This is a genomic window from Bradyrhizobium sp. AUGA SZCCT0160, from assembly GCF_018130105.1.
In the GTDB taxonomy this organism is placed as follows: domain Bacteria; phylum Pseudomonadota; class Alphaproteobacteria; order Rhizobiales; family Xanthobacteraceae; genus Bradyrhizobium.
Window position 1 is genome coordinate 362,354 of record NZ_JAFCMD010000002.1, and the last position, 26,615, is coordinate 388,968.

Annotated in this window: 32 protein-coding genes; 13 read left to right on the plus strand and 19 right to left on the minus strand. The window is 60.8% G+C overall.

All coding sequences use genetic code 11. From position 1 onward, the window contains the following. Positions 1-93: 93 nt before the first annotated feature. Entirely contained in the window at positions 94-486 is a 393-nt protein-coding gene (locus JQ558_RS05330) for a cytochrome c family protein (RefSeq protein ID WP_212209604.1), read from the plus strand. A gap of 142 nt (positions 487-628) precedes the next feature. Here JQ558_RS05330 and JQ558_RS05335 read toward each other — a convergent pair whose 3' ends face one another. Next, positions 629-1,591 (minus strand): alpha/beta fold hydrolase, encoded by a 963-nt coding sequence (locus tag JQ558_RS05335; protein WP_212292948.1) that lies wholly within the window; start codon positions 1,589-1,591, stop codon positions 629-631. A gap of 265 nt (positions 1,592-1,856) precedes the next feature. Between JQ558_RS05335 and JQ558_RS05340 the strand changes: the two genes are divergently transcribed. After that, complete coding sequence (locus JQ558_RS05340; protein WP_211993733.1) at positions 1,857-2,036, plus strand: hypothetical protein; 180 nt, start codon at positions 1,857-1,859, stop codon at positions 2,034-2,036. A 53-nt stretch (positions 2,037-2,089) separates the two neighbouring features. Here JQ558_RS05340 and JQ558_RS05345 read toward each other — a convergent pair whose 3' ends face one another. The 3 genes from JQ558_RS05345 to ykgO all read right to left on the minus strand — a co-directional run bounded on the left by JQ558_RS05345 (position 2,090) and on the right by ykgO (position 3,353). Further along, a complete protein-coding gene (locus JQ558_RS05345) occupies positions 2,090-2,365 on the minus strand; it encodes a hypothetical protein (protein ID WP_212209602.1) in 276 nt (91 codons plus the stop codon). Positions 2,366-2,474: 109 nt separating this feature from the next. Continuing rightward, positions 2,475-3,134, minus strand: a complete 660-nt coding sequence (locus JQ558_RS05350; protein ID WP_192738964.1) for a tetratricopeptide repeat protein — start codon at positions 3,132-3,134, stop codon at positions 2,475-2,477. A gap of 93 nt (positions 3,135-3,227) precedes the next feature. After that, complete coding sequence (ykgO, locus tag JQ558_RS05355) at positions 3,228-3,353, minus strand: type B 50S ribosomal protein L36 (protein WP_002718645.1); 126 nt, start codon at positions 3,351-3,353, stop codon at positions 3,228-3,230. A gap of 333 nt (positions 3,354-3,686) precedes the next feature. Between ykgO and JQ558_RS05360 the strand changes: the two genes are divergently transcribed. Continuing rightward, positions 3,687-4,712, plus strand: coding sequence for an acyl-CoA desaturase (locus tag JQ558_RS05360; protein ID WP_212292947.1), 1,026 nt, complete (start codon positions 3,687-3,689; stop codon positions 4,710-4,712). A gap of 192 nt (positions 4,713-4,904) precedes the next feature. Here the strand turns inward: JQ558_RS05360 and JQ558_RS05365 are convergent, their stop codons facing one another. Continuing rightward, positions 4,905-5,102, minus strand: coding sequence for a hypothetical protein (locus tag JQ558_RS05365; RefSeq protein ID WP_212209599.1), 198 nt, complete (start codon positions 5,100-5,102; stop codon positions 4,905-4,907). 669 nt (positions 5,103-5,771) lie between these two features. Between JQ558_RS05365 and JQ558_RS05370 the strand changes: the two genes are divergently transcribed. Continuing rightward, positions 5,772-7,892, plus strand: coding sequence for an MASE1 domain-containing protein (locus JQ558_RS05370; RefSeq protein WP_212292946.1), 2,121 nt, complete (start codon positions 5,772-5,774; stop codon positions 7,890-7,892). Here the strand turns inward: JQ558_RS05370 and JQ558_RS05375 are convergent. After that, positions 7,887-8,549 carry a response regulator transcription factor gene (locus JQ558_RS05375; protein WP_212209597.1) on the minus strand — a complete coding sequence of 221 codons (663 nt, stop codon included), beginning with the start codon at positions 8,547-8,549 and terminating at the stop codon, positions 7,887-7,889. The genes JQ558_RS05370 and JQ558_RS05375 overlap by 6 nt on opposite strands. 452 nt (positions 8,550-9,001) lie before the next feature. Here JQ558_RS05375 and opgC point away from each other — a divergent pair, with 452 nt between their 5' ends. Both opgC and JQ558_RS05385 read left to right on the plus strand, forming a co-directional pair. Continuing rightward, complete coding sequence (gene opgC / locus JQ558_RS05380; RefSeq protein ID WP_249142336.1) at positions 9,002-10,354, plus strand: OpgC domain-containing protein; 1,353 nt, start codon at positions 9,002-9,004, stop codon at positions 10,352-10,354. A 53-nt stretch (positions 10,355-10,407) separates the two neighbouring features. Then, entirely contained in the window at positions 10,408-10,626 is a 219-nt protein-coding gene (locus tag JQ558_RS05385) for a hypothetical protein (protein ID WP_212292945.1), read from the plus strand. 295 nt (positions 10,627-10,921) lie between these two features. On the opposite strand, the gene JQ558_RS05390 is transcribed toward JQ558_RS05385, so the two are convergent. The 7 genes from JQ558_RS05390 to JQ558_RS05415 form a co-directional block, all read right to left on the minus strand. Continuing rightward, a complete protein-coding gene (locus JQ558_RS05390; RefSeq protein WP_249142335.1) occupies positions 10,922-11,143 on the minus strand; it encodes a MaoC family dehydratase in 222 nt (73 codons plus the stop codon). Positions 11,144-11,641: 498 nt separating this feature from the next. Then, entirely contained in the window at positions 11,642-13,051 is a 1,410-nt protein-coding gene (locus JQ558_RS05395) for an alginate export family protein (protein ID WP_212292944.1), read from the minus strand. A gap of 151 nt (positions 13,052-13,202) precedes the next feature. Next, a complete protein-coding gene (locus tag JQ558_RS05400; protein ID WP_212209592.1) occupies positions 13,203-13,499 on the minus strand; it encodes a putative quinol monooxygenase in 297 nt (98 codons plus the stop codon). Positions 13,500-13,583: 84 nt separating this feature from the next. Continuing rightward, positions 13,584-14,225, minus strand: a complete 642-nt coding sequence (locus JQ558_RS05405) for a hydrolase (RefSeq protein WP_212209591.1) — start codon at positions 14,223-14,225, stop codon at positions 13,584-13,586. 133 nt (positions 14,226-14,358) lie between these two features. Further along, complete coding sequence (locus tag JQ558_RS37105; RefSeq protein ID WP_249142334.1) at positions 14,359-14,568, minus strand: hypothetical protein; 210 nt, start codon at positions 14,566-14,568, stop codon at positions 14,359-14,361. Further along, complete coding sequence (locus JQ558_RS05410; protein WP_249142333.1) at positions 14,568-15,050, minus strand: isochorismatase family protein; 483 nt, start codon at positions 15,048-15,050, stop codon at positions 14,568-14,570. The genes JQ558_RS37105 and JQ558_RS05410 overlap by 1 nt, the downstream gene beginning before the upstream one ends. Before the next feature lie 102 nt (positions 15,051-15,152). Continuing rightward, a complete protein-coding gene (locus tag JQ558_RS05415) occupies positions 15,153-16,025 on the minus strand; it encodes a pirin family protein (protein WP_212292943.1) in 873 nt (290 codons plus the stop codon). Positions 16,026-16,149: 124 nt separating this feature from the next. Here JQ558_RS05415 and JQ558_RS05420 point away from each other — a divergent pair, with 124 nt between their 5' ends. Continuing rightward, positions 16,150-17,085, plus strand: a complete 936-nt coding sequence (locus JQ558_RS05420) for a LysR family transcriptional regulator (protein WP_212209589.1) — start codon at positions 16,150-16,152, stop codon at positions 17,083-17,085. A gap of 288 nt (positions 17,086-17,373) precedes the next feature. On the opposite strand, the gene JQ558_RS05425 is transcribed toward JQ558_RS05420, so the two are convergent. Beyond that, positions 17,374-17,808, minus strand: coding sequence for a MaoC family dehydratase (locus JQ558_RS05425; RefSeq protein WP_212292942.1), 435 nt, complete (start codon positions 17,806-17,808; stop codon positions 17,374-17,376). Between the two features lie 12 nt (positions 17,809-17,820). Next, on the minus strand, positions 17,821-18,297 hold the full coding sequence (locus JQ558_RS05430) for a MaoC family dehydratase (protein ID WP_212292941.1): 477 nt from the start codon (positions 18,295-18,297) through the stop codon (positions 17,821-17,823). A gap of 107 nt (positions 18,298-18,404) precedes the next feature. Between JQ558_RS05430 and JQ558_RS05435 the strand changes: the two genes are divergently transcribed. From JQ558_RS05435 to JQ558_RS05450, 4 genes are read left to right on the plus strand one after another with little or no spacing between them, the layout of a single operon-like run. Next, complete coding sequence (locus JQ558_RS05435) at positions 18,405-19,289, plus strand: amidohydrolase family protein (protein ID WP_212036908.1); 885 nt, start codon at positions 18,405-18,407, stop codon at positions 19,287-19,289. A gap of 46 nt (positions 19,290-19,335) precedes the next feature. Further along, the gene (locus JQ558_RS05440; RefSeq protein ID WP_212292940.1) at positions 19,336-20,160 is read left to right on the plus strand and encodes a dienelactone hydrolase family protein; all 825 of its coding nucleotides are present in this window, start codon (positions 19,336-19,338) and stop codon (positions 20,158-20,160) included. Between the two features lie 5 nt (positions 20,161-20,165). Beyond that, the gene (locus JQ558_RS05445) at positions 20,166-20,912 is read left to right on the plus strand and encodes a haloacid dehalogenase type II (RefSeq protein ID WP_212292939.1); all 747 of its coding nucleotides are present in this window, start codon (positions 20,166-20,168) and stop codon (positions 20,910-20,912) included. Between the two features lies 1 nt (position 20,913). After that, complete coding sequence (locus JQ558_RS05450; RefSeq protein ID WP_212209584.1) at positions 20,914-21,399, plus strand: YbaK/EbsC family protein; 486 nt, start codon at positions 20,914-20,916, stop codon at positions 21,397-21,399. On the opposite strand, the gene JQ558_RS05455 is transcribed toward JQ558_RS05450, so the two are convergent. From JQ558_RS05455 to JQ558_RS05470, 4 genes are all read right to left on the minus strand, one after another. After that, positions 21,396-21,785, minus strand: a complete 390-nt coding sequence (locus JQ558_RS05455) for a hypothetical protein (protein ID WP_212292938.1) — start codon at positions 21,783-21,785, stop codon at positions 21,396-21,398. The genes JQ558_RS05450 and JQ558_RS05455 overlap by 4 nt on opposite strands. 121 nt (positions 21,786-21,906) lie before the next feature. After that, positions 21,907-22,896: a tripartite tricarboxylate transporter substrate binding protein gene (locus JQ558_RS05460; RefSeq protein ID WP_212292937.1), complete on the minus strand. Its 990-nt coding sequence runs from the start codon at positions 22,894-22,896 to the stop codon at positions 21,907-21,909. Between the two features lie 92 nt (positions 22,897-22,988). Next, positions 22,989-23,903 carry a LysR family transcriptional regulator gene (locus JQ558_RS05465; RefSeq protein ID WP_212209581.1) on the minus strand — a complete coding sequence of 305 codons (915 nt, stop codon included), beginning with the start codon at positions 23,901-23,903 and terminating at the stop codon, positions 22,989-22,991. A gap of 41 nt (positions 23,904-23,944) precedes the next feature. Next, positions 23,945-24,799: a hypothetical protein gene (locus JQ558_RS05470; RefSeq protein ID WP_212292936.1), complete on the minus strand. Its 855-nt coding sequence runs from the start codon at positions 24,797-24,799 to the stop codon at positions 23,945-23,947. A gap of 277 nt (positions 24,800-25,076) precedes the next feature. Here JQ558_RS05470 and JQ558_RS05475 point away from each other — a divergent pair, with 277 nt between their 5' ends. Both JQ558_RS05475 and JQ558_RS05480 read left to right on the plus strand, forming a co-directional pair. Next, positions 25,077-25,829, plus strand: coding sequence for an SDR family NAD(P)-dependent oxidoreductase (locus JQ558_RS05475; RefSeq protein ID WP_212292935.1), 753 nt, complete (start codon positions 25,077-25,079; stop codon positions 25,827-25,829). A 73-nt stretch (positions 25,830-25,902) separates the two neighbouring features. After that, a complete protein-coding gene (locus JQ558_RS05480) occupies positions 25,903-26,601 on the plus strand; it encodes a pirin family protein (RefSeq protein WP_212209578.1) in 699 nt (232 codons plus the stop codon). Positions 26,602-26,615 lie beyond the last annotated feature (14 nt).

A 26,615-nucleotide genomic window follows, 5' to 3' on the forward strand; every position in this document is an offset into this window, starting at 1 on the left:
AGGCCGGAACCTGTCAAAGTTTCGTGGCTTGTCCAATCGGAACGAGCCTGCCAAAAGCAATCGACCCCTAGGGAAAGAGACGAAGAGCACCACATGAAAACACCGATCTTGGGTACGCTGGTTGTTGTCACCTCATTGATGGCCGTGTCGGGCGCGCTGGCGCAGGACGTCACTGCCGGCAAATCCTCGTTCAACAAATGCATGGCCTGCCATGCGATCGGCGAAGGCGCCAAGAACAAGGTCGGGCCGGAGCTGAACGGGCTCGAGGGCCGCAAGTCCGGCACCACGGCAGGCTACTCCTATTCGGAGGCCAACAAGAATTCCGGCATCACCTGGAGCAAGGATGTGTTCCTCGAATACATCAAGGAGCCGAAGGCGAAGATTCCCGGCACCAAGATGGTGTTCGCCGGCATCAAGAACGAGAAAGAGGCGGGCGACCTCTGGGCGTTCCTCGCGCAATACGATAAGGACGGCAAGACCAAGTAGCGGCTGTCGAATATCGCGATTCCAGAGCTTCGGTTCTGACTAAAGCAGAGCCGAAGCTCCGGCTTCTGGTTTGACGCGTTCTTGACGCAACCGCTATCCGCCCCCGGATCAGCTCCCAGGGGCATGCTCGCTCACAAACGCTTTAATTCGCTGCGGCCGCGGTGTTCTGGGCCATTTTGCCTATCATGGCTTCGATCTCGGAGATCACGAGGTCAGGCACCGCGTTCTGCACCATGTGACCGAGGCCGGGCAGCACGATCAATTTGACGTTCGGGGCGGTCGCCGCCAGCGGCCGCGAATGGATGTTGGTCGACACCGTCTTGTCGATATCGCCGGTGACGATCGTGATCGGCGCCTTGATACTGGCATAGCGCGGCGCCTGCTCGGCGACGGCCGCCTTCAGCGTCACCAGATCGCGCGCATTGGCGAGAAACTCGCGCGGACGCAGCAATAGCGAGCTTGCGGTGTTTTCGACATATCCATCCGGGACCGGTTGCGGCAAAAACACACCGCGGACGCCAGAACTGATGAGGAGTTTGCCCAGCGGCAGCGTAATCGTATAGGCCAGCAACGGGCCGATCACGGGCGTCGCGACGATCTTGTTGTAGCGTCCGACGCCGCCCGGCCACGGATAGGCCACCGGCGCCAGCATCACCATGCCGGCGACGCGCTCCGGATAATCCAGCGCCATGCGCGCGCCGAGCGCGCCCGCCCAGGAATGCACCACCAAGATCGCACGCCCGATGCCGAGCTTGGCCAGCGCCTCGTCAATCATCCGTCCCTGAATGTCGGGCGTTGAATCCTCAAGATTGGCGCGCGTGCTCCAGCCGTGGCCGGGACGATCGATCAGGATGACGCGATGGCTCTTCGCAAGCCGCTCACCCACCGGCTGGCGCATCACCTCGAGGTTTGAACTGGCGCCATGCAGCATCACGATCGGAAGGCTGGCCGAATCGCGCGGGCCGATATCGACAATGTGAAGAGTCGCGCCGGCAACCTCGACCATCCTGCCCTGGGCGGGATGGGCCCGCTGCGTCAGCCACACCCCGCCCTGCGTGACAAACGCCAGGATCACCAGCGCCGCCACAACGATCGCTATCACCATCGAAAATGTCCGAATGATCTTTGGCACCAACGAGATACGACCGGAATGGGTGCGGGTTTCGGGAGTTCTCCACAGTCCGCCCAACCCTGTGGATAGCGGGGTCATACTGCCGTCACTGGGCTTTTTATACAGTCACGCTAACACTTTCGCCATGTGTCGACGTGTTTGATCGAGGTGTGGCCGAAACCTGAAACTTGTACCCAAAATTCACAGGAACGCAGGCGAAGACCACACATTGTTCCACGGTACAATCGGAGGACCACCCATGATTTCCGACGCAAGCGAAGCGGCCATCGACCAGATCGTAGCGACCTGCAACGGCGACATGCGCGGCGCGCTGAAGGCGCTTCTGCTGGTCAATGAACAGCTGGAAGCGGAACTGGCGCAGTTCTACGCGGCGGCAGGCCTCGACGGCATGGCGCGCGGCAGCAACGTGCTGCACTAGGACGTTACGCGAACCGGTATTGCCCCCCCGGATCCTGATCTGGTCCGACTTGTTTAGTCCGACTTGTCCTCATCCCCCGCTTCGGAGGAAGGCTGTTCTACCTTCGGACAAGCGCTGAGGGTGGTGCGTGCGAGTTTGGCATCGTCGAGCGATCGATAGGGCCCGCTGCCGAACCAGATATTTCCGCCGACCTGCGCGTTGATCACGGGATTGCTGGTGACGATCTCGCATTTGTTGGCCGCGCGGTCGCCGACCACCCAATAGTCTGCGCCGAAAGCGCTCGTGCCGGCAGTGACAATCACCGCGCCGGCCAGCAGCAATGATTTCATGGCTTCGCTCCTGACAAGCTGACGGCCGATAATAATGCGTTGGCGGGAAACGTTCCGGCCTGTCCGGAAACAGGGTTAACCGCGACGGAGCACAGCGCTTCTGATTGAATCAGATATCGCGGCCCTCGACCTTTTCGGTCAGCGTCTTGACCAGTTCCGGCACCTTTTCGAGGTATGGGTTGACCGCGAGGGCCTTGCGGAACGCTTCCAGCGCGCGCTTTTCCTCGCCGATGTCCTGCATGATCATGCCGAGGCCGGCCAGCGCCCCGAAATGGCGCGGTTCGCGGACCAGCACCTGCCTTATGTCCTCGAGCGAATGGGCGTAATCGTTCTTCAGGTAATACAGCGTCGCGCGCCGATTCCAGGCTTCGACATAATCGGGTCGCAGCTTGACCACGGCATCCAGCAGCTTGAGCGCGACATCGGCCTTCTGCGCGTCCATGGCCGCCTTGGCGCGCACCATCAACAGCGCCGCGGTATCGCTCGGGGTCTGCATCCACAGCGCCCAGATCCGCGCCTCGACATGCTTGGCGCTGGCCTCATCGGGCGCAGCCTTCAGCGCGCCGAACAGGAAATCTAGACCGCGCGTCCGATCGGCGCCGACCTTCGGCAGTTTGCTCGGCGCTTCCGGCAGCTTCTTTTGCTGCTTGGGCGGCGGGATGATTCGGGGATCGTTCTGGGCAAACGCCATCACCGGCACGGCTGTCATGACAGCGGCGACAAGGATCGCGATCCGGCAGTTAGGAGCTTGCAGGAATCTCAAAGCCATGGGGCAAGTCTAGACGCACAAAAACGAGCTGCAAAGCAGCACGTCGTCAAAGACCTGTGAAGCGGGACGGAATCTAAGGGCGAAAAGCCGACCTCAGCCCTGACGGGCCTTGAAGCGGCGCTGCACCTTGTTGATCACGTAGACCCGGCCCTTGCGGCGGACCAGACGGTTGTTGCGATGGCGACCGCGCAACGATTTCAGCGAGTTACGGACCTTCATGGGACAATCCTGATGCGTTGAAAGGCCGTGATGGAGGCCGAACCTGCGCTACCCGAAAGTGGCAAAATGAGATTTTTCCCGCCAGCGGCCATACCGCCCGGGACGGGGCGGTTTCTAAGCCATCGCGGGGGAGAATGTCAATCAACCCTGCGAAATCCCGCCCACCTGCTTCGGGGGGCCGCTAGCCAGCTGATTCTCCAGCGATTTTTCTCGAGAATCCAGCGTCAATTAGCCCCAGAATTTGGACCCCGGTGCCAGCGCGAACCGTATAAGAGGAATCGCTCCCTTGCGTCGCCGACGACGCCTCCCCCGCAGAATGGAACCGACCTCCTTATGACGACCGCTCCCCGGCCGACCGTCAAGACTGCGGTACTGCCCCCTGACGCCGCGATTAACCTGCCCCCAAGCGCCAGGCTGCTGCTGCCTGCCGGCGTGCTGCCGTATCAGCTCAACTGGCCCTACATTCTGGGGATCGGCGCCTACCACGCCCTGGCACTGCTGGCCTTGCTGCCAGGCTATTTCAGCTGGAGCGGCCTGATCGTCGCGATCGTGGGCACGCATCTGTGCGGGCTGTTCGGCATCAACCTTTGTTACCACCGGCTGCTCACCCATCGCGGCCTGAAATGCCCGAAATGGCTGGAGCACAGCATGGTGGTGATCGCGATGTCCTGCCTGCAGGAAACGCCGGCGCGCTGGGTCGCGATCCACCGCCGCCACCATCAATTCGCCGACCAGCAGCCGGACCCGCACAGCCCGCTGGCAAGCTTCTTCTGGGCCCATATCGGCTGGATCCTGGTGCATCAGCCGGAGCTGTCGCGGCTCGGGATCTATGAGCGCTACGCCAAGGACATTTTGCGCGATCGCTTCTATGTCGCGCTGGAACGCCATAACTGGCTGATCTGGATCAATCTCATTCAAATGCCGCTGTTCTTCGCCGCCGGATTCGCCGTGGCCTGGCTGTTTGGCGCAACGCCGGCCGAAGCAACGCAGACCGGCCTCAGCATTCTCCTGTTCGGCGTCTTCGTCCGCACCGTGCTGGTCTGGCACATCACCTGGGCTGTCAATTCGGTGACGCATGTCTGGGGCTACCGGAACTACGAGACCGACGAGGACAGCCGCAACAACATGATCGTCGGCCTGATCTCGAACGGCGAAGGCTGGCACAACAACCACCACGCCGATCCACGCTCAGCGCGCCATGGTCATCGCTGGTGGGAGATGGACAACACCTGGCTGACCATTCGCTTTCTGGCGTGGCTCGGATTGGCGACCGACGTGGTGCCGCCGAGCAAGCACCTTGCCAGGCAACCGGCCGGGAGCAAGCTGACAACGCGGGGATCGACGGGCGTGCCTGAATAAGAGCCCGGACTCAAAATCGCGAAAACAACCCATGCAAAGAAAGGAACCCCTTGAAAAGAAAGGGGCCTCCAGCATGGATACTTTGCCCGCGAAAAACATTTGACGCGTCGGGCAAATCACCGGCAGGACGATATCATTGCGCAACTTTTGAGCCATTCGGCGCGTGCTGGCCAAAAAATTCCGACAATTGGATTAGGCGGTAATGTCGAGATTGTCGCCGACGCCGGGGCCAGGATCGGCGGGCGAGGCCTGCTCGGCCGCACGCGTCTCGGCCGCGATTTTCTCCGCATCTGCTTTGGCGCTGGATCTCAGGACGGTGGTCGCGATTTGCAGCTGCTTACTCTCGTCCTGAGTGGCGAGAATGCCGCTGACCATGGTCGTGATATCCATACGCGACGCTCCAACGCGGGCAGACTACCGGGCGGACGTTGCAGCCTACCGGGCGGAGGTTAATGTCTCGTGTCCTCATCGTCGCCGACGACAAACGCGCGCCCGCCAGCGCGTGGTGAAACAGAGACCCCGGTCATGTCCGCTCATCGCGAGCCTAGCGGACCTCGCAGAGTGAACGGAAGGCTAAACTGATCATTGTCCAAAAGGCTTACTACCAGCTGCTGCTAACTCGAAATGGGTAGTTTCCTCATCGAAACCGAATTGCGATTATGCAGGGCAATTGCGGTGGCCGCCAAGGACGGAGCAATCGCAAATGTCCATTCAATTCTGTCAATGTCCTCAGTTGCTACCGTTCTCATGGCTGGCAATGTCCAGGCCAAGAGCATTCCTCCGGAAGGCCCCGTCTCCGCTACATTCACCGCCACGCATTCTAGCCCCCAAGCCGATGTCGATCGGCATCGGCAGAGAGTGAACCAGGTACGCGCCATCTCTTCGTCCGTCAGCGGACTGCGGTGATCAATCGATCCGAGCGCATCTTGCCGAGTCTTGCGTTGTCGCACCGCTCGGACCCAGGGGTGTCTATCACTCGGTAAACGAGAAACAGCGATCTTTGATCCTTGATCAAAAGGTCATGGTGGACGATCCAACTGCCTAGTCCAGGCGCCGACGATGTCCGATCCACGATCACCAACGCCGGAGACACATTTCCGCCGAGGCATCAGGTATGCCGGCGGTCTGGTTGCAATTGGAGGGATCTATTTCGCGCTGGCAAAAGGCGGCCTCGCTCTCGCCTCCATTCATCCCAGTGCCACGCCAATTTGGCCACCAACGGGTTTCGCGCTGGCGGCGGTGCTGTTGTGGGGATATCGAACCTGGCCCGCAATTTTTGCGGCTGCGGTGATCGCCAATGCGACGACCGCCGGCTCGGTTGCCACCGCAATTGCGATTGCGACCGGTAACTCTCTTGAAGCGGTCGTTGGCGCTTACCTGATCAATCGATGGTCAAGCGGATGTGATACGTTTTCGAGGCCAGATTCTGTCGCGAAGTTTGCTCTGATTTGCTTCGTGATCGCGACACCGATCAGCGCGAGCATTGGACTGACCAGCCTGGCAACCGCCGGGTACATCGAACGAGCGAATTTCGCGAACGCCTGGGTCACATGGTGGCTGGGAGATGTGACCGGCGCGCTGGTCATTGCGCCCGTTATCGTGCTTTGGGCGTCAAGCCACTCCTATGCCTTCAACCGCAATGAATTTCTGGAGACGGCCGGCGTCCTCGTAACAGCGGCGGCTGTTGGACTCATTGCTTTCAGCCCCCTGATCGAGCAAACGCCGAGCCGGGATCCGCTGGGTTTTCTGGCGATCCTGCCAATGTTGTGGGCGGCGCTGCGCCGCGGTCCACGTGACACCGCAACGGTTGCGCTGGTGCTTGCGGGCATCACGATTTGGGGGACGTTCACGGGCGGCGGCCCCTTCACGACCGCGGATCTCAACGTTTCATTCCTGCTGGTGTTGATGTTCTTGATCAGTATTACCGTTCCAAGCTTGTTATTGAGCGCCGACGTCGAGGTGCGCAAGAAAGCCGAGGAACGTCTGCGCCGCGCGCAGATCAATCTCGAACAGAAGGTTGCAGAGCGCACGCAACAGCTGGAGCTCGCCAATGCAGCACAATCGCGCTTTTTTGCAATGGCAAGCCATGATTTGCGGCAACCGCTCCATGCGCTGGGGCTGTTCGTTGCGCAGTTGCGCATGCCGCTCAAATCGGGAGAAAGGACAAGGACGATCGAGCAGATCGATGCAACGCGAAAAGAAATGGATGAAATGTTCAATTCGCTGCTGGATATTTCCAGGCTCGATGCCGGGATCCTTACATCCAAAATAACCGAATTCCCGATCGGGCGCCTGTTGCAAAAAATCGAGATGGCGTTTGATCAGGCAACGCGAGAAAAAGGCTTGCGTCTACGCGTCAGGCGAAATGACGCCTGGGTGCGGAGCGACGCCATGCTGCTCGAACGCATACTGCTCAATCTGGCATCCAATGCTGTGCGATATACATTGCGGGGCGGGATCATCGTCGGATGCCGTCGGCGCGGTGCAATGTTGCGTATTGAGGTATGGGATACCGGCCCCGGCATTCCTGAGGATCAGAAGCAGAATATATTCGGCGAGTTTGTTCAACTTCCCGCCCCAGAACGAAACCGGTATGGCGGCCTGGGACTCGGCTTGGCTATTGTCGACAGGCTTTGCGTACTTCTCAACCATCAAGTCGACTTGGCTTCGACTGTGGGCCGAGGTTCGCGATTCGCAATCCTGGTTCCGATGGCCGAGGAATGCGTCACGTCCGAGGAGCCAGTCGAACAACCTCATCCTGCGGCCTTTGCGGTCGAAGGAAAGGTAATTCTTGTTATTGCCGATGCTCCAGTTGTGCTGGAGGTAACGGGCGGATTGCTTGGCAATTGGGGATACTCCGTCCTTACCGCCGGATCGGACGAGGCTGCACTTACCCGACTTGCAGAGCGCCAACAACGCCCCGATCTTATCGTCTCGGATTACCACCTTGCGAGCGGAAAGACGGGGATCCAAGTTATTGAACAAATCAATGCGGCGTTTGGCTCATCGATTCCAGCCATCCTCGTCAGCGGCGATACGGCACCTGAACCGTTACGTGACGCCAAGGATCGAGGATACATTTTGCTGCACAAGCCTGTCGACCCAATGCAGCTCCGCGCTGTCATGCACGAGTTTTTCAGGGATCATGACGACAGGAGAGACACCGGGGCGGCGTCATGACTGGGATTTCGGCGACAATTCCCAGCCCATTTTTCCTACCTTTATTACTGCCTCGGTGCGGCTCGTTACGCTGAGCGCCTTGAGAACGACAGTGATGTGGTTCTTCACTGTCGGCACTGCCATATTGAGGGTCCTGGCAATGGTCTTGTTGCTTTTTCCCTTCATCAGGAGCGCAAGCACTTCAATCTGCCGATCGGTCAAACCCAGACCCTTAGGAGAGTCGCGCGTCGCTGGCTTGCTTGTAGGCCGCGGAGACGTTGTTCCCTCAAGAATCTCCGAGGGAATGTAAATACCGCCGGAGAACACTAACTCGATAGCGTTGAGCATGACCTCACGTTCGGTAGTTTTCGTGATGAAACCCAGAGCGCCAAGTTTGAAAGCGCGCTTGACTGTATCTTGATCATCCGAGGACGAGAGCATGATGATAGCAATGGTCGCATAGCGGTCACGGAGTTCGCGGAGGACAGAGAATCCATCTCGATCAGGTAAATTGATATCAAGCAAAATGAGGTTGATGTCGGGATTTTCCTCGACGATGTGCATTGCCTGATCGCCGTTCGAAGCTTCAAATATGGCGGCTTCTCGCTTCAGTTGCTTCAGGACAGCGTGCAACGCGTCGCGAATTAATGCATGATCGTCGACAATAAGAACTTTCATGAAAAGCTCTCCGTTTCCCATTGCACGGAGATCCATTGAAAAAATCATACACCCGCCTTCGGGTCTCTGGCGAGGAAGAAGACTGGCTCCGAAACCGTCCTCCGTCCCAGGCCGTTAGGCACTCAAGGTAGAAGCCGAATGCCGCTGTGTGCTGAAATAGAAAGCACCGGTAGGCGCACGGTACTTTGATCCTAGGACCTAGGAAGCTCTCTGTGTGGGCCTCTGGCTGATTGACGCGCTGTGCCGGTGAATGATGATCGTCAAAGACGGCGCCAGGAGGTTCTACCAAGCGCCGCCATATGATCGTTATCGCGATAGCTTTCGTCGCTAGGTTCAGCGTCGTTACGATCCGGCCGTGCGGCGGCGTTTGTTGTCAGATCGGATCCTCTTGAAGCGTGCTCGCATGCAGGACGGGCAATCAGATGCATGATCGAACTGCCACCCTGAAGCCATTGGCAGGCGCGCTGCCGGAGCTGGAAGACTACGGCCGCGATCTGCGCATTGATGCCTGCCGCGGCATCGCGCTCTGGTGGATCTTTCTAGACCATGTCCCCAACAACATCGGGAGCTGGGTGACGTTGCGCAACTACGGCTTCAGCGATGCCGCGGAAGTGTTCATGTTCATATCGGGTCTGACCTGCGCACTGGCCTACGGCAAGGCCCGGTCGAGCGGGGGCTGGACCGGCTTGATCGGCCGGACGCTGTGGCGAAGCTGGGATATCTATGTCGCATTTCTGCTGCTCACGCTCGCCTGCGCCATCATGGTTCACCTCGCAGGCAGTGGCCGTCTTGCCGACGAGAGCAATACGCGTATTCTGTTGGAACAGCCCGGCGTGACGCTCGCACACGCGGCGATCCTGCAATACCGCCCCGTCAACACCGACGTCTTGCCACTCTTCGTGCTTTATCACCTGTTGTTCGCGCCACTGCTGTGGCTGCTGCTGCGGGCGCCGAACGCAACGCTCGGCACGTCGCTGTTGCTTTACGCACTGGTGCACGTCTTCGGCTGGTCCATTCCGGCATGGCCGAGCAGCCACTGGTACTTCAATCCGCTGGCCTGGCAGCTGCCTTTTGTGCTTGGCGCGTGGTGGATCATCGAGGGCAAGAGATTCCGGCCGGGGGTGACCTCACGCGCCGCGCTTGTGGCTGCCGTTCTCTATCTGGTGTTCAGCCTCATCATCGCATTGAGCTGGAGCATCAAACCGCTGGAAGCGCTGATCCCGCAGGCGCTGGTGGCGCTGCTCTACCCGATGGACAAGTCGAATCTCGATCCATTGCGACTGCTGCATTTTTTTGCCCTTGCGGTTCTGGTGGTATGGTTCGTGCCTCGCAATTGGCGAGGGCTGACGACGGCGGTGATGCGCGGCGCCACACGCTGTGGCCAGAATTCGCTGCCAATCTACTGCCTCGGCGTTCTGCTGACGCTCGCCAGCCACCTGGCGCTGCTCCACATCTCGGAGGGGTTGCCGATGCAGATCGCGCTCAGTGTTGGTGGCGTCCTGGTGATGATCGTGGCCGCGACGCTGCTGAACTTGATCAAGATCAAACCGAGCCAGCAGCCGCACGCGAAGCCCGCCGACATGCCCGTCGAGCAGCCAGCCAAGTTTGCGCTGGTCATCAATCTCAAGACAGCCAAGGCGCTCGGCGTTGACATTCCGCCCACTGTTCGCCCGGGCCGACGGGGTGATCGAATAAAGATGCTGTTTGCTCCGGTGCGCGAGTCCGACTGCGGCGCTGATTCAGTGCCAGCAATCGCGCACGCTTTCGGATCACCAGCGAAAAACGTGGGTCAGGATGTGAATTAGAGACTGTGGAGCCTGCCCCTTATTCTTCCGGCCATCGTACAGGAGCCTAGGCCATGACTTCCCACCCAAGGACCCACAAGGGAGCGGTGCTGATCGCGGCGTACGTGATGTTTTTCTGCGTAGCAGCATTACTGTCGGTCAACCTGACATCACCCACCAGCGCCGCGCTCGGCGCTGACTGGCAGTGCAGCCGGTTTGCGCTCGTATTGACGACCTGCAACCCGGTCCGTGCACACGAGACGGTTTCCACTGACGTGCGAAAACGGACCTAGTAGCGAGCGCTATAAACCTTCGTATTGTTCCGCGACACCTTGAGATACCCGACGTTTACCTACGTCCAATTGAGCCGCCGATCGCGATCAGTTAGCTAGGGGGTGCGGTAGCGCTCCTCGCGCTATCGCTGCCCTCCTTGGGCGTTTCCTCCCTAGACTCGGGCCGCTTGCGCCAACGCAGGCGGCCTTTCTTTTTGTGCATGCCGTTACATCCGCAACAATTCCCCGCCAGCACAGATTCCAATCCACAACCCGGCCGTGGTGCTACGAGCGTCCTGATTCAGGAGTGCACACCCTAATTCGGAAACTCGATCATCGCCTCGCCGGTCGCGACCCTTTCGCCCGCCTGGTTGCGCACCATGACGTCGATCAGCACCCAGCGCGAGTTCTTGGTCACCTGCTTCGACTTGATGATGCCGGTCGGCTGGATGGTGTCGCCGGGCTTCACCGGCTTGACCCATCTTGTTTCGAGGCGACGGTGGATGGCGCCGGCCGGATAGGCCCAGTCGGTCAGCATTCGCGAGATCACCCGAAATTGTTCATGCCGTGCATGATGATGCCGCCGGGGCGCGAGGACAAAATGGTCCGTCGTCACGGTCCAACATAGCGCCGTTAATGCTGTGACTTTACCTCCGCTTTCAGCGGCATAGCAGACATGGTCAGACCTGCCGCTGGTTCACCCCTTTAGCGATGAACCAAGGCAGACATCGGCCTCCTCAGTTTTCATCAGGGGATGAGTGCCAATTCTCACAGCTGCTGGCCGCAAAGTGGTAGGCCTAACCTTGGTCTAGGCTGTTCTCCGGGGGAGACGCGTGAGTTCATCACCGTTCTTGGACGCGGAGGGGGAGAGGGACTATAATCGAACCTTCCAACTGCGGCGCAACTTAGCCGAGCAAACCGCCTCTGGAAATGGCTCAGGCAAGATTGTTCGACCTTTCGTCCCAAGACCTGAAGGTCACAACCAGTGAGAATGACGCCATCGCTGTGCCAGCATCACAAGAGTCGAAGGGGTCGATCAAAACCTATACGTGGCGTAAAGGTAGGTGAAGTCTACATCTCGGCCCCCCGCCATTTGCATGACCCTGGCGGGATCGAAGTGGACGTAGCCGAGACCGGTCTCGACATGACGATCCACCTGCCAGGCGAGATCGATAGAAAATTGACTGCCGGTGAATCTGCCGGGTTGGCCTGCCGTTCCGGCCACGGGGACGCCGGCCCCGGTATAAATCGCGTCGACGGTGGTGGCGCGCCACAGAAAGCCATAGCCCAGCGTCAGCTGGAGCTTCTCCATCGGAGTGAAAGACAAGCTCGGCTGCAGGTTCATGACATTCGAGGGCCCAAGGATTGCAGCTTGGTTGAAATATGCCAGCTTTGGGAAGAGTGCGTTCAAGGTCCCCAGCGTGGCGTCGTGCAAATTCTGGTCTCCGCTCCCGATATCGGCTTTCAACCCAAGCCGGACTTTCCAGCCTGCAGGGTCAAACGTGTACCCCGTGTCGGTCGAGACACCCCAAGCTCGGATATTTTGATCCGCGAAAGTCCCGAACTGGCCAAGTACCTCCCAATCCCAGTCCCACCCCCCAGCCGAGCCGAAGAAGCGTGAGCCGATGGTTTGTCGTCGTTCCTCCCCCCGCCCCGCTGCGAAGAGCGCCTGTTTATTTTCGAACCCCAGATAGTAGAGGTCGTGCTTCCCACCAGAAACGAAGCTCGCCGGTGTCGTGGCGTAGACGCCCCAGAAAGCCTGCCTCTGATCCGAGGGATCGTCGAAGATGCCGGCCTGATGCTGAACGGGGCGCGTGACGAAGGCGTCGACGCTGACGCCCTCAATGGCGCCACTCAGACGCGCTCCATCAAAGCTGCGGCGTACGTTCGGGGCATCCCGGATCGCAACCAGGCGCTGTGAGCCGTACGCCATCTCCTGGCGCCCTAGACGGAGAATCGGGTCCCGGTCGGCACTGAACGGCAGTCGAAAATCGACAAACGCCTGCTGAAAATCGAGCCGGTCGAGATAAGGAGGCGCTGCGGCGTCCTTCCAGGGGGCAAGATGATTGCCGACCTGAACGAACGCGCGAAAGTAGTCGCTCGCGTGCAAGTCGGCGTGCAAGAGAAGTCGGTGTAAGAGATAGCTGTTCGGCCCTTGACCCTGTAACCCAAGATTCGGGTGCGAGTAGAATTCGAAGCGCTCGCGGAGTTCGCCGCCGAGGCTGAGATACCAAGCAGGATCCGAACCCATGGGGATATATTTGATCGGGTCCCAGATGTCCGTGCGCTTGGTCGGATCCTGGAGATATCTGTAATCTTCCTCGAAGCGGAAAAGCTTGTAGGGGGGTGGCATATCCTGTTTCGGCGGTTGCTGCGCATAAGCGATCGAGGCAGAGCCCAGAACGAGCAAGCAGCAGGGTAGTTGTAGTGCTTGACGACCGTCCATGTCAGTCTCCTTGGCACTCGATTTTCCCCGATCTGTCGTGCGCAGAGATCCTAACCGCCGATGATCTCCAGCACAGCCTCAGCGCTAAAAACTTTCGCCTGCGTCTCGCTGAAGCCAGTCCGCAGGCTTGCGACCATCGGCCCTCCTAGTTCTATGCAAGGCGGGCCAGCATGTGCGCAAATTCGATCTGCTCCACATTCCTCGCGCCGTTCGCATTGAATTCCTGAATGTGAGCTCCCTCAGTGTGATGCTTGTGCTGAGCCTCGGGTGACGCCCAATGCTCTACGAACACGAAGCGGCGGGGATCGCTTTGGTCAACGAAGAGTTCGTAGCGGAGATTGCCCTCCTCACTCCGTGAAGGCTCGACGACGGCGATCAGATCACGCCGCAATTCATCTTCCTTTCCCGCTTTCGCGTGCAGCGCAACCACCATGAACAATTCGCTCATGTTTGAGGTCCCTCTTTCTGCTGGACAGCACATTGGCCGAAATGGCATCCCGGCTTTCACTGCCGGGATGCCATAACCGGTTTGTCATGCCGCACGGTCATACGAGAACTGGATGCCTGCGGTGCCCCCGGTTTCGATAAACAGGTTCATGAAGGCGGGGACCGTCTCCTTACGCGACCAGTCACGCTGCAACTCGCAGAAGAGTTGCGGTACGCTGATCATCTTGCCACCCGCCTGCTCGATCCGCCGCAGCGCCGCCTCGTGAGCCATGACGGATGTGCCCCCGACCGCGTCAGCGACGACATAGACCTCATAGTTTTCAGCCAGCGCGTCGATTGCGGGAAAAGTCAGGCAGGCTTCCGTCCAGAGAGCCGTCATGATCAGTTTTTTCCGTCCCGTTGCCTGCACCGCCTGACGAAATTCGACGTCTTCCCACGAGTTGATCGTGGTCCGGTCGATGGTCGGGATCCCCTTCAGCGCCTGTTGAACCTGCGAGATAGGCGGCTTGTTGAGCCCGGTCTTTACGTTCACCGTCGAATGAACGATCGGCAATTTGTAAGCGACGGCCGCCTTACACGCACCAACGACGTTATTGATGAGGAGCTGCCGGTCCATCGATGCAATCGAGTTCACCTGAACCGGCTGATAGTCGATGATGATGAAGGCAGAGTTCTGTGGCGTTAACAACCGATCCTTGGCGGGATCGCGAATGGTTTCACTGGTCATCTTGTCCTCCTTCAATGCTCGCGTCTACGGCCAGACGTCTGTCCGAATGTTGGGCGGTTGCGAGCCCAATCCGCCCGGTGAAAGTGCTCCAATCAACGCGCCCTGACGGCGGCTCGCCAGGGCGCCAGTTCATTTAGGCTGCGCGCTGCGAATCCAGCTGTTCGTGGTCCACGGCGACCTGTTGAGCCTTTGTGTAGCTTTCGATCAGCAGCTGATAGGGCGGGAAGATCTTCGTGTAGACCTCGGCCCATTCTTTGGCGTCGTCGCGGTGCCATGTCTTCTGCAACTCCGAAGCGACCGCAGCGGTGTCCATCGGCACGACGCCGGCCTGGACAACACGCATCAGCGTGATCTCTTCCGCCACTTCGAATAGGTCCCCGAGGCATCGACCACAGCGAACACTCTGTAGCCCTCGTGCACCGCGGCGATCGACGGGAACGCCATGCAAACACTGGTGATGGTGCCGGCGATGATCAGTGTCTTGCGGCCGGTGGCCTTGACCGCTGCGACGAAGTCCGGATTATCCCAGGCGTTGATTTCGCCTTTGCGCGCCACGTATTTGGCGTGCGGCGCATTCTCATGAATTTCAGGGATCAGCGGCCCATTCGGCCCCTGCGGCACCGAAGCCGTGGTGATCACCGGCATCTTGCACAATGTCGCCATTTTTGCGAGCGCCGCAGCACGCAAGCGCAATTCCGGAAACGGCATGTCGCCAACAGTTTGAAAGAGGCCACTCTGGTGGTCGATCAGCAACATAGCGGAATCATCCGGATCTATGACCGGTCGTTTGCCTTCGAAGTTGGCAGGACTTGCAATCGTGCTCATGACTTTCCTCCTTGGTTACAGGTCATTTTGCCCATGAGAGTCTCACGCTGCTGCGCGAGCCGAGCCGAAGGGCCGGCAGGCAGGGTCGGACTTCGGAATGGCTTAGACGTCGGCGCGGATCGCGCCAAACCTCCCGCTCTGAAAGTCGGCTATCGCACGCCTGATTTCGTCCTCGGTGTTCATGACGAAGGGGCCATACATGACGACCGGCTCGTCAATCGGCTCGCCGCTCAGGATCAAGACCGTCGCATCACTGGTGGCTTCCAGAGTCACATCGCCACCCCTTTGGTCAAGCAGCACGAAATGCGCCTCACTCGCGCTCTCGCTTCCATTGACGAGAACCGTGCCACGCAACACCGCCATGCCGACGGTGTGCCCCTCCGGCAAGGCAAGAGCTGTCCTGCCGCCCTGGCCCAGCCGCAAATCCCAGACGTTGATCGGCGTGAAAGTCCGCGCCGGTCCCCGGCTGCCCTGATACTCGCCTGCGATCACCCTAAGCCGACCCGCACTATTTGGCAAAGCCAAAGCAGGAATGTCTCGGTCGAAGAGCGTCTGGTAGCCCGGCTCAGCGTCTTTATCCTTGGCGGGCAGATTTACCCAGAGTTGGACCATCTCCAACGTCCCACCCTTGCGCGTAAACTCTTGCGAATGGAACTCCTCATGCAGGATGCCGGACGCCGCCGTCATCCACTGCACGTCACCCGGCCCGATCACGCCGCCTTTGCCCGTCGAATCGCGGTGCTCAACCTCGCCCTGATAGACGATGGTGACCGTCTCGAATCCGCGATGCGGGTGCTCCCCTACGCCGCGCGGCTTTTGCGCAGGCAAAAACTCCGCCGGGCCGGCATAGTCCAACAGAAGGAATGGGTTCACATGCTGGCCGTGGCTCGCGTTCGAGAACATCGATCGCACTGGAAAGCCGTCGCCCACCCAGTGCGGATTGGGACTTGCATAAACTCCGAGAATTTTTCGCATAGGAACCCTCCGTCCAAGGTTTCGAGCGCTCGTTTCCTTGCGATAGAGGATAGGAGCGCGACAAACCCTCGAATAGCCGGCATAATCGAGTCGCTATGTCCTATTGGGGGGACAATGGGCAACGATGCAGGACCTCAACGATCTCTATTTCTTCGCTCAGGTGGTTGAGCATAACGGCTTCGCAGCGGCGGCGCGGGCGCTCGGCATGCCGCGCTCAAGGCTCAGCCGGCGCATCGGCCTGCTCGAGGACCGTCTCGGCGTCCGTCTGCTGCAGCGATCGACGCGTCGTTTCACTGTCACGGAGATAGGCCTGGAATATTACCGCCATTGTGTCGCCATGCTGGTTGAAGCCGAGGCGGCGCAGGACGCGATCGAAAGAGCGCGCGCCGAGCCGAGGGGAATCGTTCGGTTAAGCTGTCCGTCATCGGTGCTTTATTTTCAGGTCGGTGACATGGTGGCGCGGTTTATGGCGTCGTGCCCGAACGTCGAAGTCCATCTTGAAGCCATCAATCGACCGGTCGATGTGATCCGCGAAGGATTCGACATCGCGATCCGGGTACGCTTCCCGCCACTGGAGGAAAGCGACCTTGTCATGAAGGTGCTTGCAGAGAGCACGCAACGCCTGCTGGCCAGCCCCGCGGTGATGAAGGACCTTTCCAGGCCGCTTGTGCCAGCCGATCTCAGCAAGCTTCCGACTCTTGCCTGGGGTCCGCCGCAACAACAAAAAGACTACGACTGGGTACTGGATGGGCCGAACGGAGCCACGGCCCGGATTCCTCACCAACCTCGCTTGATAACGGAGGACATGGTTACCCTGCGCCTAGCGGCCCTGCACGGCGTGGGCGTGGTACAATTACCGACCATGATGGTGACAAAAGACCTTTCCGACGGAACATTGATCGACGTGTTGCCGGGATGGTCCCCTCAGGCGGGCATCATCCATGCCATCTTCCCGTCGCGCCGGGGTCTGCTTCCCTCAGTTCGTGCGCTCCTGGATTTTGTGGCAGCTGAATATGCGATCCTGAGCCGAGCGGAGAGACAGCAGCAGCAGCAATGGTGAGGATCTTCTCTACCGATTCGTCGCCACCGCCTCTCGTTGCTGAGATCGGCGACTGGAAGGCGCGTTGGGACGCGGCGTGGCTGCTTGGATTGGGTTGGGGCCGAAGCAACACACCACCCGGCGGCAAGGACAACAGCACCACCAAGGGCGATCGATATTTGCGATGGCTGCTTGTGGCACAAAGCGGACATGGTGAACGCCAGCGCGGATGTCCGCTTCCAGAACATGGTGGACCTCGGAAGCCGCCCGCCCAGCAGTTGATGGGTTCACGTCCTGATCTCATCCCGCCTAATTCGGAAACTCGATCATCGCCTCGCCGGTCGCGACCTTTTCGCCCGCCTGGTTGCGCACCATGACGTCGATCAGCACCCAGCGCGAGTTCTTGGTCACCTGCTTGGATTTGACGATTCCGGTCGGCTGGATGGTGTCGCCGGGCTTCACCGGCTTGACCCACCGGGTTTCCAGCCGGCGGTGGATGGCGCCGGCGGGATAGGCCCAGTCGGTCAGCATCCGGGAAATCAGCCCGAAATTGTTCATGCCGTGCATGATGATGCCGCCGAAATTGGTCTTGCCGAAATTGCCCTTCATGTAGTCGTCGTCGAGATGCAGCGGGTTGTAGTCGAGCGAGGCATCGCAAAACAGCCGGATCGATTCGCGTGACACCGCGAATTTCGGGCCATCGATGCTGTCGCCGGCGTTCAGGTTTTCGAAGCTGGTGGTCATGACGCTCTCCGCTCATTCGGGCCGGATGGTCCAGCCGCGGCCGGAACAGATCACGTCGCCATGCTGGTTGAAGAAGACGTTGTCGTGCACCACGAACAGCCGCTCGCGCTTGATGAACTTGTCGAGCGCGCGGGCCTGCAATGTGATGACGTCGTTCGGCCGCGCCGGAATGTTGTAGCTCCAGGATTGCCCGGCATTGACGGTGCCAGGTGAGCGCATCCAGTCGTCCGCCGGCGTACAGGAAAACATCAGCAGGATGTGGATCGAGGGCGGCGCGATCAGTCCACCATAGCGAGTGGTCTTGGCGTAGGCCTCGTCAAAATAGATCGGGTGATCCTCGCCGACCGATCTGCAGTACAGCTCGATTGCCTCCCTGGTCAGCGTGTAGGGGATGGTCTTGCGCGGCTCGCCGGGCACGATGTCGTCCCAGGCCTTGCGCAGATTGGCGTCTTTCCAGAAATCGGTCTCGAAGGCTTGCCCCGGCGCCATGCCATCCTCCCTGTTTTTCCGCGATCTCGGTTCTGCCGCCTTGCGGAATTTGTTATATAGTATAATCAATTTTCCGGACCGAAAAATCAAGCCGCCGGGAACCCCAAATGGCCAAGCTCACATTGCCCAATATCGACGACGTCGTGGCGATCGACATCCACACCCACGCCGAAGAGCCCTGCGGCATGCATGGCGACGACGGCTATGACGATTTCCAGGCGCAGATGGCCGACTATTTCAAGTCGCCGCACAAGCACCCGCCCACGGTTCCGGAAACCGCGGCCTATTACCGCTCCAAGAAGATCGCCGCCGTGATCTTCCCGGTCGACGCCGAGCGCGAAACCGGTTTCCGCCGCTACAACAATTACGAGATGCTGGAGGTCGCCTCCGACCATCTCGACGTCCTGATCCCCTTCGTGTCCATCGATCCCCACAAGGGCAAGCTCGGCGTGCGCGAAGCGCGCAAGCTGATCGAGGAATACGGCGTCCGCGGCTTCAAATTCCACCCGACCATGCAGGGCTTCTATGCCAACGACCGCATGGCCTATCCGCTCTATGAGGCGATCAACGAGGGCGGCGCGATCGCGCTGTTCCACACCGGCCAGACCGGCGTCGGCTCTGGCATGCCCGGCGGCATGGGGATGCGGCTGAAATATTCCAACCCGATGTACATGGACGACGTCGCGGCGGATTTTCCCGACCTGAAGATCATCCTCGCCCACCCGTCATTCCCCTGGCAGGAAGAGGCGCTGTCGGTGGCGACCCACAAGCCGAACGTCTATATCGACCTCTCCGGCTGGTCGCCGAAGTATTTCCCGCCGATCCTGGTGCGCTACATCAACTCGATCCTGCAGGACAAGATGCTGTTCGGCTCCGATTGGCCTGTGATCACGCCGGACCGCTGGCTGGCGGATTTTGCCAAGCTCGACATCCGCGACGAGATCCGGCCCAAGGTCCTGAAGGCCAACGCACGGAAGATTTTGGGTATATAACGAGGCGTTCGCTTCGCAGGCGGACGGTTGAACAAGATGGTGGCCAGTGACCCAACTTGCCAAAATCGCCGTCCTCGTCACCGCGATCTCGACGGCAGGCATCGTTCAATGCTTCGCGGCTGAATCGCCGCCGATTGCCGTCGAGATCGAGAGCCCGCTCGCCAGCTCCCATCCGCTGCAGGGTTACCTGCGGCAAACAAGCAGCGCGGGCCCGTCGCCTGCCGTCGTCTTGCTGCATAGCTGCAATGGAAATTGGGGACGGCTGGACCAGCGCTGGGGTAAGCGGATCGCCTCCTGGGGCTATGTGACGCTCACCGTCGACAGCCTCGGCCCGCGCGGCCTGAAGCACTGCGGCGAACATCCCCCGCAGGATCTGATCCTGGATGGCTACCGGGCCCTGAAGTTTCTGGCGCGCCATCCATTGGTCGATCCTGCGCGGATTGCGGTGCTGGGTTTTGCGAACGGCGGCCGGGTGGCTCTCACGTCCGTCGAGCATGGCTTCCTGGAACAGGCTTCGCCAAACAAGTTTCATGCTGCCATCGCGTTCTATCCGCCCTGCCGTCATTTCAAGGGCGGCATGACGGTGCCGACGCTGATCCTGATCGGCGAGCGCGATGACGTGACCCCTGCCGAAGAGTGCCGCAAAATGGTAGACGGCCGTGACGCCTGGGGCATATCAAGGCAGAAGGATCAGGGCGCGCCGATCAAACTCATCATCTATCCCGACGCCTATCACGGCTTCGACGTACCCAGCGTCGCGATACCGGCCGAGCTTTCGGGGCGCCATCTCGAATTCAACCAGATTGCAACAGACCAATCGATCGTCGCGCTCCGCGAATTTCTCGACGCAACGATTGGCAGAAGAGAGTAAGTCACGTGACTATCAAAGCCGTCGTGTTCGATGCCTATGGTACGCTCTATGATGTCCAGTCGGTGGCGTCAGTTACCGAACAGGCGTTTCCCGGTTACGGCGAAATCATCACCCAAGTCTGGCGGATCAAGCAGCTGGAATATACCTGGCTGCGCTCGCTGATGCGGCGCTATGAGGATTTCTCTGATGTGACGCGGGAATCCCTGGCCTACACGCTGCGCTGCCTCGGCCTGAAATACGACAAGGCTGATTTCGCCGGGATCATGGACAAGTACCTGCATCTCGATCTCTATCCCGATGCGCTTGCCTCGCTCGCTGCGATGAGGGACAAGAAGCTTGCCATTCTCTCCAACGGCAGCCCGGACATGCTGGGCGCGCTGGTGAAGAACAGTGGCCTCGACCGCGTGCTCGATGCCACCATCAGCATCGACGCCAATAAGATATTCAAACCTAGCCCGGACGCCTACGCCTTGATCGAAAGCACCCTTCATATCCCGCCGCACGAGGTCCTGTTCATCTCCTCGAACCCGTGGGACGCCTGCGGCGCCAAGGCGTTCGGGCTCAACGTCGCCTGGATCGAGCGGGTGACGCCGGAAGCGATGGCGCTGGCCTGTCTTGAAAGCGAGACGATGCCGCCCTTGACGATGTTCAAGATATTGCGCACCCAGATGGACGAGTTCGGCGTTGCGCCCGATCATCGCATCCATGGTCTCGCCGAGCTTCCCGCCTTGGTGTCTGCCCAAAGGTCCTGAAATGAGTCTTGCCTCCGTTCGCGCCTTCTTCGCCGAGAAGGCGCCCGACATTGCGGTGATCGAATCATCGATGAGTTCAGCGACCGTGGCGCTGGCGGCCGAGGCCTATGGTGTCGAGCCGGCGCGGATCGCCAAAACGCTTTCCTTGCGGATCGGCGAACGCGTGGTGCTGATCGTGGCGGCCGGCACCTCGCGGATGGACAACAAGAAGGTGAAGGCGCTGTTCGGGGGCAAGCCGAAGATGCTGGGGCTCGACGAGGTCGCGGAGATCACCGGCCATGAAGTCGGCGGCGTCTGTCCGTTCGGACTGAAGACGCCGCTGCCGGTCTATTGCGATGTGTCGCTAAAGGCGTTCGATATCGTGGTTCCGGCGGCGGGCTCGACGCACAGCGCGGTGCGCATCACACCCGCGCGCATGGCCGAACTGACCTCGGCCGAATGGGTCGATGTCTGTGAGGTCAGAACCGAAAGCGAAGCGACGGCCTAATCGTCGTCGTCTTGATAGTAGGGTCTCTCTTGATAGGGCCTCGGCGGCAGCGGCTGGGGCTGTACCAGTGGTACTGCACGGCCGCGCGGCGCCATTTGCGGTTGCGGCCCCCGTCCGCCTGGTTGCGCATTCGCCTGCGATTCGAATACGGCGCGGCAGTTGTTCGAGAGCTGCGGCGTATTCTGCCGCAAACACGCCACGATCCGGCTGACATCCGGAACCTGATCGCTGCAGAGACGCCAGACGTCTGGCGTGCAGGCCATCTGTTGTTCCCAAGTTCCCCTGTATTCCTGGGCGAATGCGGTTGATTGCAGGGCGCCAACGCTTCCGATCGCGAGGGCAAGGCTGAGCACGATGCGTGGCGCGGCCGGGTCCGCTCGTTTCATGTCCGGTCCTTTCATTCGAGTGGTGTGGCGATGCGGGTTCCAACTCGCACCGCTCCCAAAACTCTCCAATGAATGCGGCCACCCAACGTTCGCTCAGACAAAAAAATGTGAATGGAGTTCCCTACTCCACCTTGCCGATCTTCTTCACCGCGGCGACCAGCCGCGCGCTGTCGTCGGCGACGAATTTTGCAAATTCCGGCGCGTCCATGTAGGCGACCGGACTGCCCGCGGTTTCGAAAGTCTTGATCACCTCGGGCGCCTTGACCGCCTGCGCCATCGCGCCGCGCAGCTGCGTCATGATCGGCGCCGGCAACGCGCTCTGCGCGAACAGACCCGCCCAGATGTAGAACTCGACGTCCTTGTAGCCGAGCTCCTGGAAGGTCGGCAGATCGGGAAAGCTTGCAATGCGCGCGGCGCCCCAATTCGCCAGCACGCGCATCTTGCCGTCATCGACCTGCTGCTTCAGCGTACCCGGCGCCGAGGCCACCGCCTGCACCGTGCCGCTGAGCAGCGCGGTCAACGCGGGCGCGGCGCCGCGAAACGGCACGTGCAGCAGTTTGATGCCGGCGCTCGCCGCGAACATTTCCATCGCGATATGGAGCGTGCCATAGGGGCCCGACGAGCCGTAAGGGATCTGGCCGGGGCGCCTTTTGGCGTCATCGACGAAATCCTGCAGCGTCTTCCATGGCGCGGAGGCCGGCACCGCCAGCAGCGTGGGGTCGGCCAGCACGCGCGCGACCGGCGCGAATTGCGATACTTCGTAGGCCACGGGGCGGTCGAATAGCCGGTCGGCTTCCGGCAGCACCGCCAGCGACGACAGCGTCATCAACAATGTGTAGCCGTCGGGTTCGGCGCGCGCCGCCGCCGCATTGCCGACCGAACCACCGCCGCCACCGGCGCGGTTGTCGACCAGCACAGGCTTGCCGAGGATTCTTTCAAGCGCCTGCGCCACCGGCCGCGCCGCCAGATCAGCCTGCCCGCCCGGCGGAAACGGCACGATCATGGTGATGTTGCGTGACGGATAGGCAGCTTGCGCAAACGCCGCATGCGAGAGCGCGGTTTGCGCCAGCGGCAGCAGCGCGGCGGCTTTGAGGAGTTCGCGTCGGTTCATAGGCATTTCCCCCGGAGTTTTTGTTTTGGTTGTTGGAGGTAGCCTAGCCTAAACTCGATCCCATGGGCAAAGGCCCCGTTCGTCGCGCCGCCTCAGGACGCTTTCCTCTTCCCCTTGGCGAAATGCTTCATCAGAAACTCTGCCAGCACCTCGACGCGGGCGGGGCGCGGGCCGCCGGGGGGCGTCACCAGATGCACCGCGCCTTCCGGCTGCTTCCAGCCCTTGAGGATCACCTCGACTTCGCCGGAGGCGATGGCGTCGCCGACGATGAAGTCGGGCAGATCGGCGATACCGAGCCCGGCAATCACCGACGGCAGCACCGCCTCGCCATTGTTGACGCGCAGCTGGCCGGCCGGGCGCACGCTGGCCTGCTCGCCAGCGGCGTTGGTGTAGTGCCAGACGCCGGGCGTCGAGAGATAGGCGTAGCCGAAGCATTTGTGCTGGGACAGATGCATCGGATGCGTCGGCCGGCCGTGGCGCTTGAGATAGGACGGCGCGGCCACCGTGTAGCGCGGCATCGCGCACAGCCGCCGCGCGATCAGCGAGGAATCCGGCAACCGCGCGATGCGCAGGCCGGCATCAAAGCCCTCGCCGATCAGATCCACCGTCGCGTCGCTTAAGTGCAGGTCGATCGAGACTTCCGGATATCGCTCGAGGAATTCCGGCAATAGCGGCGCTACTGATTTCACGCCGAACGTCATCGGCACCGCGAGCCGCACCAGCCCGCGCGGCGCCGTCGATTGTGACAGCGCCTCGTTCTCGGCCGCCTCGCCGTCGACCAGGAGCTGCGTCGCACGCTCGGCCAGCTTTTGTCCGGCGTCGGTGAGCGCCAGCCGCCGAGAGGTGCGGTTGAACAGCCGCGCGCCGAGCCGTTGTTCGAGCCGGCTTACCGCCTTCGATACCGTGGCCTTGGACAGCGCGAGCTCGGTTGCCGCTGATGCAAACGACCGCAGTTCCACGACCTTCGCAAAAATCGCGAGCGCTTCGAAATCCGGGAGTTTCGGCATTCGGCCGCCTGTCGGATGTGATTGGTCGGGCCTCGCCCAACTCAGGATGCAAGCTTGACGATACCATAGGGATTGAATTTGAAATCGCCTTCCGCGTAATCGGACTCGAAGGACAGTTTGGCGCGGCGCGACTTGAGCGTTGCCTCCAGTCCTTGCCGCGCGATCTCGTCAGCGACCGCGTCCATGGTCGCGACGGCTTGCCGTTCACTGCCATGGGATTTCGGCACGAACACTTCGGGCAAGCCCGCCAGGTGAAAACCGACGCTTTCCAGATAATCGTCCGAGGCCAGCGGCCGTTTGGCGAATGCCAGGCGGCAAACGCGGCGCAACGCGAAGTCATCATCGGATTTCAGCGCGGCACTGGCCTGAAGGATGAGTTCGTTCCACCTGACGAGGCCGTGCGCGACACCGGCGCTCTCGCCCTTGACGGCGGTAGCCCCCGCCTTGATGACCTGGTGGACGAGCATCAAGGCACCGGTGGAAACGACGATGGCGGTTTCCGTCGTCATGGGCGGACCGAGCACGTACAGCACCGATTGGTGATTTTCCACCGCGTCATCATCGGCGCTGGAGCGGGCATTGGGATGCACGCGATCCCAGGAAACCCCAAACGAGCGGCTCATGCGCGGATCCGGTTTGTCCTGGGAATAGGTCTGATCGATGCCAAAGCCGGTGGCAAAATCGCGGATGGCCATCGAAGCCGCGTCCGACAGCTTCGCCAGGCCCTGTTTGCCGCCGAGGAAACACAGAACGTGCCGGGGCTTGACGGATGCACGCCGCGCTTTCGCCGCGGCGTCCTGACCGGACGCGGCCGGCTTCTGGCCGCCGGCGTCTGACGGGCTCGCCATCAGCAATACTCCTATCATTCCCAATAGTCCGCGGCGAACGGCGTTCATGCCTCACTCCTTGATGCGGCGCCGAACGGCGGTGCCCTGACCCTCCCCGTAGCTGACGCCCGAGTGACTAGGCATCAGTGTGGTCAACCCGCCCGGCGGTTCGGTCTGGGAGACCGGATTCCGCTGCCTTGGTGATCGGAAATATGGATTTGCCAGCCCGGCCTCCCCTTCCGCCTAGATCATAAATAGAAACAATGTGTTTCGATAGTTTCTATTTATATACCACGTCGGGAGGCATATCCAATGGCCATCGGAATTCAAGCAACGGAGAAATCCAATGGCCGGGAAACTTTCGGGCAAGGTAGCCCTCGTCACCGGCGGCTCCCGCGGTATCGGCGCAGCCAGCGCCCGCGCCCTCGCGGATCACGGCGCCAACGTCGCCATCAGCTATGTCGCCTCCCCTGACAAGGCCGAAGCCGTCGTCAAGGAGTTGAAGGCCAAGGGTGTCGAAGCCCGCGCCTTCAAGGCCGACCAGGCTTCCACTGTTGAAGTCGAGCAATTGGTGAATGACGTCGCCAAGCACTTTGGCCGGCTCGACATTCTCGTCAACAATGCCGGCGTCGCCGTCAGCGGCGCAGTCGATGATGCCAACGCCGACACCGCGGCACTGGCGCGGCAGGACGCGATCAATGTGCATGGCGTCGTCACCGCGATCCGTACAGCCTCGAAGCTGATGGGCGAAGGCGGACGCATCGTCACCATCGGTTCGGGCATTGCGACCCGCGCATCGTTCCCGGGCCTCGCCGACTACGCCGCCACCAAGGCTGCGATCGTCGGCTACAGCAAGGGCGCATCGCGCGACCTCGGCCCCCGCGGCATCACTGTGAACGTGCTGCAGCCGGGCTCGATCGATACCGACATGAACCCGAAGGACGGCGGCGATTTCGCCGAAGCCCAGCGTACGCAGCACGCGCTGCAACGCTACGGCACCGCCGAAGAGATCGCAGCCGGCGTCGTGTTCCTCACCAGCCCGGACGCCTCGTTCGTTACCGGCACCGTGCTCAACGTCGATGGCGGCTTCGGCGCCTAGTTCAATTCATGCAGGCGAGGCCGGGCGCGTGGCGCCTGGCACCTCGCACAAAACTTAACAAGGAGTATTTCCCATGATCGAACTCAGACCTTTTGCAGAACTCGGCGGCGCCGACCACGGCTGGCTGAAGGCAAAGCATCACTTCTCCTTCGGCAGCCATTATGACCCCGACAATATGGGTCACGGCTCGCTGCGGGTGTGGAACGACGACGAGATCGCCCCCAATACCGGCTTTCCCGCCCATCCCCACGCCAACATGGAAATCATCACCTATGTGCGCGAAGGCGCGATCACGCATCAGGATTCACTTGGCAACAAGGGCCGCACTGAAGCCGGCGACGTGCAGGTGATGAGCGCGGGATCCGGCATCCGTCACGCCGAGTACAATCTGGAGCCGACCAATACACGGATCTTCCAGATCTGGATCGAGCCGACCACGCAAGGCGGCCAGCCGACCTGGGGCGCCAAGCCGTTTCCGAAGTCGGACCGTTCCGGCAAGCTCGTCACCATCGCCAGCGGCATTGCCGGCGACAAGGATGCGCTGCCGATCCGCGCCGATGCCCGCGTGCTCGCCACCACGCTGAAGGCCGGCGAGAGCGCGGAATACGAAGCCGGCAAGGCGCGGCACCTCTATCTGGTGCCGGCGGCCGGCAGCGTCGAAGTCAACGGCGTGCGCGTCAACGCCCGCGACGGCGCGGCGATCCGCGATGAAGCCAGGCTGACGATTACGGCGCTGGAAGACAGCGAACTGGTGCTGGTCGACGCGGCGTAGTCCCCACACTCACT

What these genes read in the sequence shown, in the direction of transcription:
- JQ558_RS05340 (WP_211993733.1), top strand. Translation starts at nt 1,857, where the DNA reads ATGATTTCCGACGCAAGCGAAGCGGCCATCGACCAGATCGTAGCGACC.
- JQ558_RS05470 (WP_212292936.1), bottom strand. Translation starts at nt 24,799, where the DNA reads ATGAACGCCGTTCGCCGCGGACTATTGGGAATGATAGGAGTATTGCTG.
- JQ558_RS05480 (WP_212209578.1), top strand. Translation starts at nt 25,903, where the DNA reads ATGATCGAACTCAGACCTTTTGCAGAACTCGGCGGCGCCGACCACGGC.
- JQ558_RS05465 (WP_212209581.1), bottom strand. Translation starts at nt 23,903, where the DNA reads ATGCCGAAACTCCCGGATTTCGAAGCGCTCGCGATTTTTGCGAAGGTC.
- JQ558_RS05395 (WP_212292944.1), bottom strand. Translation starts at nt 13,051, where the DNA reads ATGGACGGTCGTCAAGCACTACAACTACCCTGCTGCTTGCTCGTTCTG.
- JQ558_RS05420 (WP_212209589.1), top strand. Translation starts at nt 16,150, where the DNA reads ATGCAGGACCTCAACGATCTCTATTTCTTCGCTCAGGTGGTTGAGCAT.
- JQ558_RS05410 (WP_249142333.1), bottom strand. Translation starts at nt 15,050, where the DNA reads ATGAGCACGATTGCAAGTCCTGCCAACTTCGAAGGCAAACGACCGGTC.
- JQ558_RS05375 (WP_212209597.1), bottom strand. Translation starts at nt 8,549, where the DNA reads ATGAAAGTTCTTATTGTCGACGATCATGCATTAATTCGCGACGCGTTG.
- JQ558_RS05350 (WP_192738964.1), bottom strand. Translation starts at nt 3,134, where the DNA reads ATGGCTTTGAGATTCCTGCAAGCTCCTAACTGCCGGATCGCGATCCTT.
- JQ558_RS05455 (WP_212292938.1), bottom strand. Translation starts at nt 21,785, where the DNA reads ATGAAACGAGCGGACCCGGCCGCGCCACGCATCGTGCTCAGCCTTGCC.
- JQ558_RS05345 (WP_212209602.1), bottom strand. Translation starts at nt 2,365, where the DNA reads ATGAAATCATTGCTGCTGGCCGGCGCGGTGATTGTCACTGCCGGCACG.
- JQ558_RS05400 (WP_212209592.1), bottom strand. Translation starts at nt 13,499, where the DNA reads ATGAGCGAATTGTTCATGGTGGTTGCGCTGCACGCGAAAGCGGGAAAG.
- JQ558_RS05415 (WP_212292943.1), bottom strand. Translation starts at nt 16,025, where the DNA reads ATGCGAAAAATTCTCGGAGTTTATGCAAGTCCCAATCCGCACTGGGTG.
- JQ558_RS05460 (WP_212292937.1), bottom strand. Translation starts at nt 22,896, where the DNA reads ATGAACCGACGCGAACTCCTCAAAGCCGCCGCGCTGCTGCCGCTGGCG.
- JQ558_RS05365 (WP_212209599.1), bottom strand. Translation starts at nt 5,102, where the DNA reads ATGGATATCACGACCATGGTCAGCGGCATTCTCGCCACTCAGGACGAG.
- JQ558_RS05370 (WP_212292946.1), top strand. Translation starts at nt 5,772, where the DNA reads ATGTCCGATCCACGATCACCAACGCCGGAGACACATTTCCGCCGAGGC.
- JQ558_RS05425 (WP_212292942.1), bottom strand. Translation starts at nt 17,808, where the DNA reads ATGACCACCAGCTTCGAAAACCTGAACGCCGGCGACAGCATCGATGGC.
- JQ558_RS05430 (WP_212292941.1), bottom strand. Translation starts at nt 18,297, where the DNA reads ATGGCGCCGGGGCAAGCCTTCGAGACCGATTTCTGGAAAGACGCCAAT.
- JQ558_RS05390 (WP_249142335.1), bottom strand. Translation starts at nt 11,143, where the DNA reads ATGCTGACCGACTGGGCCTATCCGGCCGGCGCCATCCACCGTCGCCTC.
- JQ558_RS05475 (WP_212292935.1), top strand. Translation starts at nt 25,077, where the DNA reads ATGGCCGGGAAACTTTCGGGCAAGGTAGCCCTCGTCACCGGCGGCTCC.
- JQ558_RS05330 (WP_212209604.1), top strand. Translation starts at nt 94, where the DNA reads ATGAAAACACCGATCTTGGGTACGCTGGTTGTTGTCACCTCATTGATG.
- JQ558_RS05405 (WP_212209591.1), bottom strand. Translation starts at nt 14,225, where the DNA reads ATGACCAGTGAAACCATTCGCGATCCCGCCAAGGATCGGTTGTTAACG.
- ykgO (WP_002718645.1), bottom strand. Translation starts at nt 3,353, where the DNA reads ATGAAGGTCCGTAACTCGCTGAAATCGTTGCGCGGTCGCCATCGCAAC.
- JQ558_RS37105 (WP_249142334.1), bottom strand. Translation starts at nt 14,568, where the DNA reads ATGCGTGTTGTCCAGGCCGGCGTCGTGCCGATGGACACCGCTGCGGTC.
- JQ558_RS05360 (WP_212292947.1), top strand. Translation starts at nt 3,687, where the DNA reads ATGACGACCGCTCCCCGGCCGACCGTCAAGACTGCGGTACTGCCCCCT.
- JQ558_RS05385 (WP_212292945.1), top strand. Translation starts at nt 10,408, where the DNA reads ATGACTTCCCACCCAAGGACCCACAAGGGAGCGGTGCTGATCGCGGCG.
- JQ558_RS05450 (WP_212209584.1), top strand. Translation starts at nt 20,914, where the DNA reads ATGAGTCTTGCCTCCGTTCGCGCCTTCTTCGCCGAGAAGGCGCCCGAC.
- JQ558_RS05435 (WP_212036908.1), top strand. Translation starts at nt 18,405, where the DNA reads ATGGCCAAGCTCACATTGCCCAATATCGACGACGTCGTGGCGATCGAC.
- JQ558_RS05335 (WP_212292948.1), bottom strand. Translation starts at nt 1,591, where the DNA reads ATGGTGATAGCGATCGTTGTGGCGGCGCTGGTGATCCTGGCGTTTGTC.